14 protein-coding genes are annotated in these 14,545 nt (G+C 39.8%); 7 read left to right on the forward strand and 7 right to left on the reverse strand.

Annotation, left to right across the window (positions count from 1 at the left end; genetic code table 11):
* The first annotated feature begins 2 nt into the window (after positions 1-2).
* Positions 3-902 carry a phosphoserine phosphatase SerB gene (gene serB, locus EHQ59_RS02310; RefSeq protein ID WP_135617518.1) on the forward strand — a complete coding sequence of 300 codons (900 nt, stop codon included), beginning with the start codon at positions 3-5 and terminating at the stop codon, positions 900-902.
* Here serB and mutS read toward each other — a convergent pair.
* From mutS to EHQ59_RS02335, 5 genes are all read right to left on the reverse strand, one after another.
* Positions 873-3,395, reverse strand: a complete 2,523-nt coding sequence (mutS, locus tag EHQ59_RS02315) for a DNA mismatch repair protein MutS (RefSeq protein WP_135617519.1) — start codon at positions 3,393-3,395, stop codon at positions 873-875. The genes serB and mutS overlap by 30 nt on opposite strands.
* The gene (locus EHQ59_RS02320) at positions 3,379-4,011 is read right to left on the reverse strand and encodes a phosphoribosylanthranilate isomerase (protein ID WP_135617520.1); all 633 of its coding nucleotides are present in this window, start codon (positions 4,009-4,011) and stop codon (positions 3,379-3,381) included. The genes mutS and EHQ59_RS02320 overlap by 17 nt, the downstream gene beginning before the upstream one ends.
* A 16-nt stretch (positions 4,012-4,027) precedes the next feature.
* Positions 4,028-4,648 carry a TetR/AcrR family transcriptional regulator gene (locus EHQ59_RS02325; RefSeq protein ID WP_135617521.1) on the reverse strand — a complete coding sequence of 207 codons (621 nt, stop codon included), beginning with the start codon at positions 4,646-4,648 and terminating at the stop codon, positions 4,028-4,030.
* A 62-nt stretch (positions 4,649-4,710) separates the two neighbouring features.
* Positions 4,711-5,937, reverse strand: coding sequence for a folylpolyglutamate synthase/dihydrofolate synthase family protein (locus tag EHQ59_RS02330; RefSeq protein WP_135617522.1), 1,227 nt, complete (start codon positions 5,935-5,937; stop codon positions 4,711-4,713).
* Positions 5,938-6,013: 76 nt separating this feature from the next.
* Entirely contained in the window at positions 6,014-6,904 is an 891-nt protein-coding gene (locus tag EHQ59_RS02335) for a shikimate dehydrogenase family protein (RefSeq protein ID WP_135617523.1), read from the reverse strand.
* Between the two features lie 75 nt (positions 6,905-6,979).
* On the opposite strand from EHQ59_RS02335, the gene EHQ59_RS02340 reads away from it, so the two are divergent.
* Positions 6,980-7,324 (forward strand): hypothetical protein, encoded by a 345-nt coding sequence (locus tag EHQ59_RS02340; RefSeq protein WP_039928508.1) that lies wholly within the window; start codon positions 6,980-6,982, stop codon positions 7,322-7,324.
* Here EHQ59_RS02340 and EHQ59_RS02345 read toward each other — a convergent pair.
* Both EHQ59_RS02345 and EHQ59_RS02350 read right to left on the reverse strand, forming a co-directional pair.
* Positions 7,232-8,074, reverse strand: coding sequence for a glycosyltransferase family 2 protein (locus tag EHQ59_RS02345; RefSeq protein ID WP_135617524.1), 843 nt, complete (start codon positions 8,072-8,074; stop codon positions 7,232-7,234). The genes EHQ59_RS02340 and EHQ59_RS02345 overlap by 93 nt on opposite strands.
* Positions 8,075-8,779 (reverse strand): histidine kinase, encoded by a 705-nt coding sequence (locus EHQ59_RS02350; RefSeq protein ID WP_135617525.1) that lies wholly within the window; start codon positions 8,777-8,779, stop codon positions 8,075-8,077.
* A gap of 117 nt (positions 8,780-8,896) precedes the next feature.
* On the opposite strand from EHQ59_RS02350, the gene EHQ59_RS02355 reads away from it, so the two are divergent.
* The 5 genes from EHQ59_RS02355 to uvrB are packed head-to-tail and all read left to right on the forward strand — an operon-like array spanning position 8,897 to position 14,536.
* Positions 8,897-10,189 carry a hypothetical protein gene (locus EHQ59_RS02355; protein WP_244245338.1) on the forward strand — a complete coding sequence of 431 codons (1,293 nt, stop codon included), beginning with the start codon at positions 8,897-8,899 and terminating at the stop codon, positions 10,187-10,189.
* A complete protein-coding gene (locus EHQ59_RS02360; protein WP_135617527.1) occupies positions 10,186-11,343 on the forward strand; it encodes a S1 RNA-binding domain-containing protein in 1,158 nt (385 codons plus the stop codon). Before EHQ59_RS02355 ends, EHQ59_RS02360 begins: the two co-directional genes overlap by 4 nt.
* 7 nt (positions 11,344-11,350) lie before the next feature.
* Positions 11,351-11,818 (forward strand): tRNA (cytidine(34)-2'-O)-methyltransferase, encoded by a 468-nt coding sequence (locus EHQ59_RS02365; RefSeq protein WP_135617528.1) that lies wholly within the window; start codon positions 11,351-11,353, stop codon positions 11,816-11,818.
* Between the two features lie 48 nt (positions 11,819-11,866).
* A complete protein-coding gene (locus EHQ59_RS02370) occupies positions 11,867-12,535 on the forward strand; it encodes an ATP-binding protein (RefSeq protein ID WP_135617600.1) in 669 nt (222 codons plus the stop codon).
* A 6-nt stretch (positions 12,536-12,541) separates the two neighbouring features.
* Positions 12,542-14,536: an excinuclease ABC subunit UvrB gene (gene uvrB / locus EHQ59_RS02375; RefSeq protein WP_135617529.1), complete on the forward strand. Its 1,995-nt coding sequence runs from the start codon at positions 12,542-12,544 to the stop codon at positions 14,534-14,536.
* The last annotated feature ends 9 nt before the right edge of the window (positions 14,537-14,545 follow it).

Below are 14,545 nucleotides of genomic sequence, written 5' to 3' on the forward strand. Positions count from 1 at the left end.
AAATGAATTTGATCCTTTTCGTTTCTCACTCTCCCATTTCTGAAAACTTCGTTACCAATTTTCTAAAAGAAGCCGGTGGTGTTTTATCTTTAGAAGTTTCGAATGGCAATGGAAAACAAATTTCTTTCTCAGAACAATTTGGTTTGTATGCAGCTCGTGTTTTAATTTCGAAACCTTTGGAACGAACACAAATTTTAGTTCTACGAGAACGATTACAAAAAGAGAAGATTGATTTCCTTTTTCTCCCTTCCTTTCTACCCAAAGACCAATCTTCTCTTTTTGTGTTTGATATGGACTCAACCGTCATCAAAGAAGAAGTGATCGATGAGTTAGCGAGAAAACACGGTGTGTTTGAGGAAGTGGCAAGTGTTACCAAAAAAGCAATGGAAGGAGGGATGGGATTTGATGAAGCCCTTCGCCTTCGCGTGAAACACTTAGCTGGACTTTCTGTCCAAAGTTTTAAAGAAGTGTATGAGTTACTCCATTTGAATGAAGGAATGGAATCTATTTTTCAATTTGTTCCCTCCCATGGTGCAAAACTTGGAATCCTTAGTGGAGGATTTAGTCCTGTTTTGGAACTTTTTTCCAAAAAATACCCTGTGGATTTTTTTCGAGCCAATGGACTAGAAGAAAAAGAGGGAATCTTTACAGGCAATATCATTGGTGAGATCATCAATCGTGAAAAAAAGGAAGTATACTTACGTAAGTATGCAAGTGAATTATTAGTTCCCCTTGAACGAGTCGTGGCTGTGGGTGACGGAGCCAATGATGCTTTGATGTTAAACGCAGCAGGGTTTGGGATTGGAATTCACGCCAAACAAGGTTTAAAAGACCAAATTACCAATTGGATTGAGTATACGAATTTATCCGCTTTAGTTTTCCTCTTTGAGGATTCGTTTTAATTCATCTAAAATTGACAAGGCTTCCAATGGTGGGATTTTGTTAGGATCAATTTGTGAGATTCTTTTTAGCACCTTTTCTTTGTTAGCCGAAAGCCCCTTTGGTTCTTTTTCTAAAAGATTCCCAAACAAACTAGGTTCTTCATTTTTGATTTTGATTTCTCGTTTTTTGGATTCGAGTCCCGATAAAATTTCTTTAGCACGATCCGATACAGATTCTGGAATTCCCGCAAGTTTTGCGACGTAGATTCCAAAGGATTGTTTTGATTTTCCTCGTTTCACTTTTTTTAAGAATAATATTTCTCCATCTTTTTCAAAAGTATCAAGGTAGAGATTGAAGATCCCCGCACCTTTTTCGAGTTCTGTTAATTCATGGTAGTGGGTGGCAAAAATGGTTTTTGGTTTAGGAAAATTTTTACTTAAAAATTCTAAAATTGCCCATGCAATCGACAAACCGTCGTAAGTTGATGTACCCCGGCCCACTTCATCAAACAAAATCAAACTATTTTCAGTGAATTGGTTTAGGATTGTGGCGGTTTCTTTCATTTCTACATAAAATGTGGACTCACCTTTGGTTAGGTTGTCCCCAGAACCAATACGAGTAAAAATTCGATCCACAATGGATAAAGATGCTTTTTTGGAAGGCACATAAGAACCCATTTGGAAGAGGATTTGATTGATGGCAATTTGACGCATAAAGGTTGATTTACCTGCCATATTGGGACCGGTTAACACTGCAATGGCGTTCTCTTTGGGATTGAGTTCGAGAGTATTGGGAACAAACCGTTCGCCAATGGGTAAAAACGTTTCCACCACGGGATGGCGAGAATCAATGTATTCAATGATTCCATCCGATCGAATTTCAGGCCTTGTCCATTGGTATTCTTCTTTGGTTTCCGTGAGGGATAAATGGTAATCGAGAGAGGCCACTTCATTCGAAAGAGTTAAAAATGCTTCGTAAAGTGAAATACAAGTGGTCACCAATCGATCAAACACTTGTTTTTCGATCCGTTCAATGATTTCATCAGCTTGTAAGATGGCGCGTTCTAGTTCTTCAAGTTTAGGGGAGGTAAACCTTTCCCCAGTGACAAGGGTTTGTTTTTTCAAAAAATGAGGAGGAACATCTTTTGCTTGGGCTTTGGAAACTTCGATAAAGTAACCAAGGATTTTATTATAACGAATCTTTAAACTCGAACAACCTGAATCCTTTTTCTCTTTTTCTTCGAGTTCTAAAATCCAATCTTTTCCTTTTTCACGGGCAAGAATAGCATCATCATACTCTTTATCATAATCGGATTTTAGAAACGGTGAGTTCCCTAAAAATACAGGAAGTTCTCCATCAAACAGTGTATTTTGAAATTCGAAAACCAGAGCTTCTAAGTCTTTTGGAAGTTTGGAAAAATCATAACCAATTCCATCCAAAATCTGTTTCATTTGACTTACGGCTGTTAGGCTTTTTTCGATACCTCGAAAATCACGGGGTAGGGCTTTCCCCACACGGAATCGAGTGATGACTCGTTCCAAATCGATGAGATCCCCAAGTGACTCTTTGATTTGTAATCTTTCTTTTTTGTTCTGAGTTAAAATTTCAATTTTGTCCCAATGGTCTTTGATTTTCTTTTCATCTCGTGTGGGAAATAAAATCCTCTGTTTGAGATACCGTTTCCCTGTGGCAGTGGTACAACGATTGAGGACACCAAAGAGTGTGTGGTGTTTGTCGTTTGGGTTTTCGACAAGTTCTAAGTGAGAAACTGTTTGTTCATCAAGGACCAAATATTCGGATTCATCAATTCGTCTAGGAGATTTAAAAACAAAATTTTGATTTCTATAATTGTATTGAAGATAAGCATCTAATACGTGTACAACAGTGTCGATTCCTGCCCCCTTTTTTTTAGGTAAATACTCTTTTGGGATTTGGGAGAGGATGATTTTGATTTCTTGGGAGAGAGGAGGAATTTCCTCAGTATAAATCATTTCCTTGGGAGAAAATCGTTTGATTGTATCTAAAATTCTTTCTGTTTCCGTTTCAGAAAAGAAAAAGTATACAAGTTCTGAGGTAGAAACGTCAGCAAACGCTAAGTAAACGGAAGATTTTTCTTTATAATATAAGGATAAATAATTGTTTTGGTAACCACCCAGTAAGTTGTCTTCCACAACGGTGCCTGGCGTGATAATTCGAACCACTTCCCTTGACATGATTTTTGCTTTTGGGTCGTCGGGTTTTGTTTGTTCACAAACGACAACTTTTTTCCCAGCAGAGATGAGCCTTGAAATATAACTTTCTGTCGCATGGTAGGGAATGCCTGCCATCGGAATTTGGTTTTGTCGTTTGGTGAGTGTGATGTCTAAAATTTGTGCAGCTATTTTTGCATCGTCTAAAAACATTTCGTAAAAATCACCCATTCGGAAAAACACAATTCCATCTGGATGTTGTTCTTTGACTTCCAGATATTGGCGCATAACGGGTGTATTTAAAGCTTCATATGTTTCGGACATTGTTTACCAATTCTTTGATTTTATTAGGATCTTTTTTGCCGTCAGTTTCCACGCCACTTGCCACATCAATTCCATAGGGATGAAGAGTCTTTAATGCCAGTTGGACATTACTCGGAGTGATCCCTCCCGCTAATAAAAAGGGTCGTTGTACGTTTGTTACATATTCCCATGGAAAAACATGACCACTCCCCCCACCGAGTCCCTTTTGGAAACTGTCGAGAATCACAAGTTTTGATTTTGGTTCTAATTCCTCATCCGAGGTGACTTGTGATTGAATGCGAATGGCAGGTAATAAACGTTCCTCCGAAGTGAGTGTTTCCCAAATTTCCTCTGTGAGAAAACCATCTCCACGGATGAGTTGGACTAAGTCTGGATGGAATTCTTTTGTGAGAGTTTGTATCTCTTCCAATGAGTTTTCAAAAAATAAAAAAACAATGATGGGGAATCCGGGATTGTTTCGGAGTGAAAGGATTTTTTCTGCTGACTTCCGGTCAATCTTCCTCGGGGAACGAGGTGAAAAATTAAGACCTACATAATCCACACCGAGTTCATAACACAACTCAAATGTGGGTAGGTCACGGATTCCACAGATTTTAATTTTAGTATCGGTTCCCATCGAGAACCAGATTGATTCAGTTCAGATCGGAGGCAATCGATCCTTTGTATCCAAAGTGTAAAAATTTTAAGAAACTATCTTGGTACACAAGCATGTCCTGCTTGGAAATCCCTTGTCTTACCATTTGGACAAAGATATTGAGGAAAAAAGATAGGATATTGCGAACCACAAATTCATCTACTTCCCCTTTATAACTTGGGTTCTTTTGCTTGAAGTTTGTATACTGTTCAAAATTGATTTTGGTAAGTCTTGTGAGGACAGTATCTGGAAATTCTTCCAAATGGGATCCTTGGGCTTTGGTAAGAAGTAGGATGAAATCATCTCGATTGGAATCAACATAGTCGAGAGCTATGTGAAATCTTTCTTTCCATGCCTCATAACTGTCGTTAAACCTTTTTTCAAAATAATCAGGATGTGATACATAGGCGAAGGCTTTCTCAAGACCTGATAAAACAGGTTGTAAGATCTCAGTCAGTAGGTGTTCTTTGTTTTCAAAGTAGTTGTAGATATTACTCGTGGAGACCTTTGCTTTTTTGGCAATGGTTCGCATGCTGGCTTTTTCAAAACCAAGTTGGATGAACTCTTCACGAGCTGCTTGTAGAATTTCTTTTCTAGTATGTTCTTTTGGAGTTTGCATAGTCCTGAACGATGTTTCCTAAAAGAACAATCTCGTTCAGGATTCATTTGTAAAGTCCAATTTTACATCTTTATTGTATTTTGTATTAAATTTGCCACAATTCCATAAAGTCGAAAACTTCCTAACACCAAAAGCGGAGTTCTGCCTTGGAATACAGGAACCAGGTCCGATTCGGATTTGGTCCTTTTAGTTTGTTTGGCAAGGTCGGGCCGAGGCTCAGGAAACGTCCCAAAACCTTCTCCTTCCCATAAAAAGAGGGTTTTTAGGGCCGTTCTAGGCAAAACCTCTAGGATGCCTGGAAGATCCTTATCTGGGAGGCTCCCGAGTAGGAGGTGGAATTCGGGATGGGATTTGCAAAATTCCTGAGTCGTTGTTTGGATGGCGTCTGGATTATGGGAAGGGTCAAAGACGATGAGCGGTTCCTTTGCCAAAACTTCCATCCTTCCTTTGGGATTGGGAACTTCTGGAAAGGATATCGATTCCAAATCATTTTTTCGACTTGGAAAAAGGTCTTTTAGGATTTCCTTTGCATAAAGGAAATTTGACTCCAAATAACTTTCTTTAGGTGCTTGTGCGATCACATGGAGTGGGACTTTCTCTTTTTTGGGCCGATTTTGAAAAGGAAGAGGGAGAGAATCCACTTCTTCTTTCATCGCAAACAAAGCCAAAGTTTTCTCTCCAATGATTCCTAATTTTTCCTGGCAGATCGCTTCTCTCGTTCCACCTAAAATTTCAGAATGGTCGAGACCAATTTTTGTCATCACTACAAAATCGGCTTCCACTAGTTTTGTCGCATCTAACCTTCCGCCAAGTCCCGCTTCCCAAATTTCCACTTCCACATTTTGTTTCTGGAAGTATCGATAGGCAAAGACAGTTAAAAACTCAAAATAAGATAAGGAATCTATCTCGGGATGATTTTCTTTTAAAATGGTTTGGAAACATTCTTCGACGTCTTCTTTGGAAGGAAGAGATAGATTTCCATTGGTTACGATTTGGAATCTTTCCAGAGGTGTGAGAAGATGTGGTGACGTATACAATCCGACCTTGTAGCCGAGAAGCGAAGTAAGACAAGCTAAGTAGTGTGAGGTGGAACCTTTTCCGTTTGTTCCAACAACGCTTACGCGAATGGGTTTGGAAGGATTGGGACTTTTTTTCTCACTTGTATGAATCGAAGATTTTAGCGATGCAAACAGTTTGTTTAGCGCATCTAGGGTATAGTTTTGGAAGACATTAAAATTTCTTGTCTTCTCCACATTTTGCCTTTGGTTTAAATACTCTAAAAATAACATTTTGTAAGCGAATATGACTCTAATTTTTGTATGCCAATGGGATCTCGTGATGGAAAACGAAAATAGCCAAGGACTTTCATTTTCGTTTTTTTAATTCCTGAAGTAAAATGGATTCTACCTTTTTGATCCATTTCGACTTTGCTTTGGCTTGGGTAAAAAGTTCAAACTGTCTGATTCCTTGGTACAGTAACATATGATATCCAGGGATGATCTCGGCCTTTTTTTTCTTCGCTTCTTTCACAAGATCTGTTTCGAGAGGATTATAAACGATATCGAATAACGTATGTTTTTTGGTAAAAAATTGGGAATCCAAAATGCGTTCACCACCTACACCCTTCATTCCAATAGGAGTTGTGTGGATGATTAAGTCATAATCTTCTTTATTTTGCATCACTTGCTCTAACTTGGTTCGTTCTAACCAAGTTGGATTTCCTAACGATTGTTCGATCTCACTCATCGCTTCCTGGTTTCTTGCGAGTAAGTGGACCTTTCGTTTGATTTCCCGATTGTTTGCTTGGATTTTTAATTCGTTTGCGATGGAAAACAAAATTCCTTTTGCACTGCCACCACTCCCGAGAACAAGGATATTTTTTGCGATCCTCGGATCGACAAGGTCAACATTGTGTTGTTTGATGGACTGGAGGGCTCCCGTACCATCTGTATTCACCGCCTCAATCCCATCTCGTAAGAGAAGGGTATTGGACGAAGCCATAGTTTTAGAGGCTTCACAAACCTGGTTTGCTTGCGTATACGCCCATTCTTTGAAAGGAATGGTGACCGATACTCCTTTCACACCCAAATCAAGAAGAGGAGCCAGTCCTATCTCTTTCCACCTTTCGTTCTCAAACACTAAATACACGGCATCATACCCGCTGAGTTGGAAAAGAGTATTGTGGATCCAAGGGGATAGGGTATGGCCTAAGGGATATCCTAGTATCCCGAAGATCTCAGTGTGTTTTGAATACAAGGAAAACCTCTTTTTTTTATCTTATGGACTAAACAATGGCTTACCGAAAATAGGTAATAGATAGGTACAAGACCAATGATTTCATTACCGCTTGCCGCACCATCGGAACCATGGACAATTCTCGTTGATATTTTATTCTTTTTTCTCGCATCCGCAGCCTGTGCCTATTATTTTTATTATTACAAACGAAAAGACTTACTCGGAAAATTTTGGGGATCTACTTTTGTCGCAGGAATTGGTGCGTTGATTGTATTTGCCACATTACAAACCTATATCCGTGACATCATCATGTGGCTCATGTCTCCAAAAATTGGATCCACACAATTATCAAACGTGAATTTGGTCGCTATTTTTCTTGGTGGATTTTTTGCTCTCTACGTTATGAACCGAATCAACCATAACAAAGAACGAAGGGATTGAATTCGATTTTTCGTAAAGTTTGAGATACTTTAGAAAATTATAATAAAACCCAAGGAGAGCGAGAACAAAACCTTGTTTTCCATCTAGGATTCCTAAGCGAATCCAATACATATAAAAACCCTTAAAACATCCTTTCATAAAAGCCCAAAAAATAGAACTTCGTTTCCCTTTTCGATACTCTTCTTCTGCAAACAAACTAGAATACCGATCAATGAATTTCAAATGGTCTGATATATTTTTATAAGAATAATGGAAGAGTGGATTTTTTAATTTAGAAGGTTTGCCATTTAACTTCACTCTTTCGTGCACCAAACCGCCGCTAAACTGTCCTTCTGATTTTTGGAACAATCGGATTTGATAATTTGGATAGTATCCACCGAATCGAATCCATTTGCCTAAATAAAACGTGAGTCTTGGTACTAAAAATCCTTTTGTTTTCAAATTGTTTTTGGAAAACAGATCGAGGATTTCTTCTTTTAATTTAGGAGAAACCACTTCGTCCGCATCAATGGCAAATACCCAATCATGTTTCGTTTTTGTAATCGCAAAGTTTTTTTGGTCTGCGTAATTTTCAAATGGCCTGTGGTAAACTTTGGCTCCAAATGATTTCGCAATTTCTACTGTATCATCTGTTGATCCTGAATCCACAATGACGATTTCATCCACAAAAGAAATGGCTTTTAAGGTACGGCTGAGGTTATCAGCTTCATTTAAGGTGATGATCGCACAGGAGATAGGAATTGATGTCATTTAAGGTTCGTTAGAATCGCGTCTGGAAATAAACTTTTCACTGAGTGGTATTTCCAATCTAGCAATGGTCGAATCCTCGCCAATGATGATTCTAAAAAAATTAGGATCAATCCCTTCCCCTTTTAACATGATGAGGATGAGAGCAAGACCAAGGCCTGCTCCTTCTGAGGTGTCCGCATTATCGATGTAAAACTGAGCAATGTCATCGTACATCATGCCTTTTTCCAAACGTTCGCGGATTGATTTTTCTTCTTCTTTGGCAATGGGAGTATTGTTGATCACTTCAATGATGATGCCATCATCGTTGTATTTAAAATTAATAAGGCAGTAGTATCCTTTTTTTTTGGCTTTGATCCCGAATTCGTTCGACATCTCTTCCGAAAACATCTCTCGATATTCGCGAACCCCTTTGGCATATTCCGAAGGGTTTAACATGCTATACCCACGTTCTTCAAAGAAAACCCGTTTTTGGTTGGCTTTGCAGGCATTGATGGCGAGTTCTTTGATGATGGTGTAGAGCGTAGGAACGAGTGTGGGATAGGTGAGACGGTCCAAAATTAGGCCTACGGCCTCTTTGATGTGTTCTTCCACGGATTTGGAGACCCGGTGGGTCTTTAGCGAGAGAATTTTCCCGTTTTCGATATGTAATTTGATGTGATCAGAAATCTCGCTTGTTTCCTTTCCCATACCCGAAATCTTTTCCATTCTAGTCCTTACTGTCAAGGTACTAAGACCGCTAGCATGAAAAACCGCAGGCTTCTATCCCTCACCTTATTCCTATCGGCTATTGCCCCCTCGATTCTTTTGTCTCAATCTTTGAAAATGAAATCTGTTCGGATTTGGGACAGTGAAAAAGCCAATTTTTCTGGATTTGTCGATTTGGAAGTGGGGCAGGGTAAAATTCTTTCGATGAAACCCGCATCCCCCAAACCAAATCCGGAATACCTATTGCCGGGATTTTGTGACGCCTCTGTCACCATTAGTGCCAATGGGCAAGGGGGAAAAACAAACAAAGCCGAACTCTCTCGTGTTTTCCTTGGATTTTTATCCGCAGGGTTTAGTCACATTGAGTCTGTCGGTGACCCCAATCTTACTTCTTTGCAATCGGATATCGTCAGGTCGAAATGGAATGCTCCCATCCTTTCCCAAACCCAAAAACCCCATCTGTATCCAGACCTGGAAGTGGGGGATGGATCCAATTACCAATCGGGACTCAAGGGAAATTGGGATTCCAAACGAAATGGCCATGTTCCCATTTTCTTAAAAGAAAAGGAAAACCGTGGTTTTTCGCAAACCGAACTCTTTGCCAAACGAAAGGAGTTGGAATCAAATGGGAATTTGGCTGTCGCATACACCTTCGCAGACAAAACCAGTTGGGAAGATGCACTCGACACTGGATTCACGGTTCTTTTCCATCCCATGCCAGTAGGAACCAATCTCTACCGCACGCAAAAACGTGATTTTTTATGGGCGCCGCTCTTTGGGATTCTTTACTTACAGGAACTCAAACGAAAACCAGAGGTTGGAAAAGAAGAAGCCGTCACGTGGGCCAAAGTCCATCCTTATTTTGGCAAAGTATGGAAAGAAAATTTGATTTGGGAAACGGAAAACTCAGAAGAAACGGAATCCGAGCCCTTCTCCCTGTATGCCTCGCAGTTTCGTTTGGAAACAGAAACCCATTCCAATTTACTCTTTGCGAGCGGCTCTGGTCATTGGGGTCTTTTCCCTGGCCAAGCTGCCGTTGTAGAAGTGATGCTTTGGGAAAGTTTGCTCCAAGAGGCAAAGAAAAAAGAAGAGAAACCGAATGTTGCCTCAAAAGGGTTTTGGGAATCTCTCTTTGGAAACAAATCCTATACTCTTTTGCCTACGAATCGGGATGAGGAAAGTTTGCCACAAGTGCGACGTCGTATCATCCAAACACTCACCCAAACGACCTGTCAATATGTGGGAGCCGATCATGGGGGAAGGCTCCGAGTGGGAGGACCTGCGCATTTTTCGATCCTTTCGGAAAATCCTCTGAAACGTGCTTCGGGAATATTTCCAATTGAATCCATGGTATTGGGAGGAAAATTGGTATATACCTCCAAACCCACCAAGGAAGGAACCGCAAAATGAAAGGCCCATCCTCAGAATTTGACCGTTTATTAGAAGAAAGTTTTAAAAAAAGACAATCCATTGAACCTGGCTCACGCCATGAAGCGAAAGTAACAGCTGTTAAAAATGATTATGTGTTCATTCGCACCGTAGACAATAAAGTCATCGGGAATATCTCTTCAGAAGAATGGAGAGAAGAAGTGTTACCAAAAGTTGGTGAAACACTCATCGTATATTTTTTAAAAGAAAACTCGGGTGATTTTTATTTTACCACTTGTTTGTCAGCTGACAACCTAACAGAAGAAAATTTAGAATTGGCAAATCAATTTGAAATCCCAGTGCTCGGCCAATTATTACAAGAAGGTAATGGTGGTTGGGACGTTAAACTTGGGAGTGCGACAGCCTTTGTTCCGTTTAGCCAATTAGATGTCTCACTCAAAGGGAAAAACATCTCTGGCAAACGGATTAAGTTTATCATCTCAGAACTTGGGAAAAAACAATCTAAAATCCTTCTCTCTCAAAAGAAAATAGCAGACAAAGAAAGAGAGACCAAAAAGCAACTGTTACGTGACGAGTTAAAAGTAGGCATGTTTGTTTCCTGCACAGTCAAAAGCATTCATAAATTTGGACTCATTGTGGATATGGATGGATTGGATGCTCTTGTCCCACAATCCGAAGCCACTTACAAAAAAAGTCCAGACCTCACAACTGAGTTTCGAGTGGGAGAAACCCTTCGTGCCAAAATTCTAACTTTGGATTGGTCTACGAATAAAATCTCACTTAGTGTAAAAGATTTTTTATCAGACCCATGGTCTGGCAAACTTCCATTCAAAGAATCAGATATCATTTCAGGGACTGTGGAATCAATTAAACCTTTCGGACTTTTTGTACGGTTGGGAGATGATTTTTCTGGTCTTGTTCCAAACAAAGAAACAGGGATTCCACAACGAACTCCTCTGAACACAGTATTCCAACCTGGTCAAAAACTCGAAGTATTTGTTTTGGAAATCAATCCTGAGAAAAGACAAATTGCTCTTTCCATTTCCAAAGCAGCAGAAGCAAAAGACCGAATGGAATACCAAGAATATCTTTCTAAAGATGAGGCAACAGGATCTGTTTCCAGTTTTGGACTTGCGCTCCAAAAATCATTGGAAAACCAAAAAAAGAAGAAGTAAACTTCGATTGGAAATTGCATTATTTCGTCCCGAAATACCACCTAACACGGGTAATATCGCGCGCCTCTGTGTAAACGCAGGTGTGCCACTTTCCATTGTAGGGGAACCTTCCTTTGACCTCTCTGAAAAAGCCGTGCGGCGAGCAGGGCTTGATTATTGGAAGGATTTGAATTTGTACCAGTTCCCGACTTGGGAGGAGTTTCAAACGACCAAAGAATCCGAAGGCAATCGAATTTTCCTCGTCTCCAAATTTGGAAAAAAAACCTATTGGGATGTGAAGTTTCGGGCAAATGATGTGTTTTTATTTGGGAGAGAAACTTCGGGACTCCCGGAAGAAATTCACAACGGACACCCTTCTGACCAAATCATTTCGATTCCTATGGCAGAAGCGAGCCGATCGATCAATTTATCCAATGCTGTTGCCATCGTTCTTTATGAAGCACTGCGCCAAGAAAAAACGCGGACTAATCCCTAAAGTATAAAACAATTTACAAGTCCTCCGTTCTCATTGAAATGGGAATATATGCCGTTCCCTCTCTCCAGAACTGAGTTAGAGAAAGAAATCAAAACTTTGTTCTCCAATGGACTTTCGGGGAATGTGAACGATTTTACCTCTTGGGTGTTTATGGAAACCCAGAGAAAATTCAAAGATGTTCCGAACGTGACTTTGGAAACCGTCACCACAGTGATGGATGAGTTTGTCAAAGATGGACTCATTACCACAAATCCCATTGACCCACGAGAATACTACATTACAGACGAGTCACCTATTGTAAGGAAGATGGGAACATCAGAATCCTTTGTGATCCTTGGGGCACTTCATTATAACCCCATGCAATATGTTCGGGCAAGGCTTGCTTATTTTCTCAAACGAAATGGAATTGATGAAGAGTTGCGGATGGATCTTTGTATCGCCACCGTAGAAGCCGTAGAAAATGCCGCCAAGTATGGTGATGGTGGTGGTGTGGAAGTGACCTTCCAAATTGATAAACAAAAAGTCTTTACAATTGAAATGGTCAATACCGTAAAAGATTTTAATTTAGAAGATGATATCCAAAGAGGGAAATTTTCATCCACAGCAACTCTGATGCGTGGTATGATGGTCATGCAAAAACTTTTTGATTCAGTGGACTTAGAGATCACTGATAACAGAAAACAAGCTATCCTAAAAGCAACTCGTAAACTAACATAGGTTCCTATGGCAAATTTCAAAATGGTTTCTCCTTTTAAAGCTGCCGGAGACCAAGTGAAAGCAATTGAAAATATTGCGAAGTCATTCGGTGAAGGTAAAAATAAAATCACCCTTGTGGGTGTCACTGGTTCAGGAAAAACCTTTACCATGGCTGAGGTCATCACTCGGGTCAAAAAACCCACACTTATCTTATCTCATAACAAAACCTTGGCAGCACAATTATTTCGTGAGTTTAAGGAATTTTTTCCTGAAAATGCCGTAGAATATTTTGTATCTTATTACGATTATTACCAACCCGAGGCTTACGTTCCTTCTTCCGATACCTTTATTGAAAAAGATATGTCGATGAATGAAGAAATCGACAAACTTAGGTTACGTGCTACATCCAGTCTATTGGAACGTGACGATGTGATCATTGTGAGTTCTGTATCTTGTATATATGGTTTGGGTTCTCCTGAAGATTATATGAACTCGGTTGTCATGTTACATGTGGGTGATAAAATCGATCGTGACCAAATCATTCGTAAGTTTTTACACATCCAATATGCTCGAAACGATATTGATTTTAGTCGTGGGAATTTCCGTGTTCGCGGAGATACAATTGAAATCATGCCATCCTACCAAGAAGAGGGGATTCGCATTGAACTTTTTGGAGATGAAATTGATGGACTTTCTAAAATTGATCCACTGACAGGAAAAGTAAAAACCAAACTAGACCGAGTGGTTGTGTATCCTGCAAAACACTTCATTACTTCTGGTCCAAAAATCAAAGATGCCATTGAAAAAATCAAAGAAGAAATGGCGGCCCAAAAAGAGTATTTTTTAAAACAGGGCAAACACTTAGAAGCAGAACGCATTGAATCTCGTACGAACTATGATATGGAGATGTTAGTTGAGCTAGGGTATTGTAGTGGGATTGAAAACTATTCTAGGCATTTGACAGGACGTTCGGAAGGAGAAAGGCCTGCATGTTTACTGGACTATTTTCCTGGGAAAGATTTTTTACTCATCATTGACGAATCCCATGTGACACTGCCTCAAATTGGTGGGATGTATGCAGGTGATAGATCCAGGAAACAAACGTTAGTTGAGTTTGGGTTTCGATTGCCAAGTGCTCTCGACAATCGTCCTCTCAACTTTGAAGAATTTGAATCCATGACACCAAGGACTTTGTATGTGTCTGCTACTCCTGATACAAAAGAACTTGAAAAAAGTGAAGCGGTGTTTGAACAGATCATTCGCCCCACAGGGCTACTTGATCCCATTGTAGAAGTAAGACCTACGACCAATCAAATTGAAGACTTGCTGAATGAGATTCGACTTCGCATCGAACAAAAAGAAAGAATCCTCATCACCACTCTGACCAAAAAGATGTCAGAAGATCTTACGGATTATTACAAAGAAGTTGGATTAAAAATCGCATACCTCCATTCCGAAATTGATACCATCGAACGAACAGAAATCATTCGGGACTTACGAAAAGGAGTGTATGATTGTATAGTTGGGATCAATTTGCTCCGAGAAGGATTGGATATCCCCGAGGTATCCCTTGTGGCCATTCTTGATGCGGACAAAGAAGGGTTTTTACGAAATTACAAATCCCTCATCCAAACCATTGGTCGGGCAGCAAGGAACGTGAATGGAAAGGCTATTTTGTATGCAGATCGGATGACCGATTCTATCCAAAAAGCCATCAGTGAAACCGAAAGACGGCGTTTGATCCAAGAAACTCATAACGAAAAAATGGGGATCACTCCGCAAACCATCCAAAAGGAAATTCATGATATCCTTCCAAGAGAAATGGCGGAAGAAGATAGCAAAGAAGAAGCCTTAAAAGAATTAGAAAAAGAATTTACCTTGAAGAAATACAAAACCAAAGACAAGTTACGTGAAGCCTTGAAACGAGAAATGTTACGTTACGCACAAGACTTGGATTTTGAAAAGGCAGCCTTGTTCCGCGATAAAATGTTAGCGCTTGGCCCTGATAAAATTGAAACATAAGGAAGGATA

Origin of the sequence: Leptospira kemamanensis (assembly GCF_004769665.1) — a bacterium.
Taxonomy (GTDB): Bacteria; Spirochaetota; Leptospiria; order Leptospirales; family Leptospiraceae; genus Leptospira_A; species Leptospira_A kemamanensis.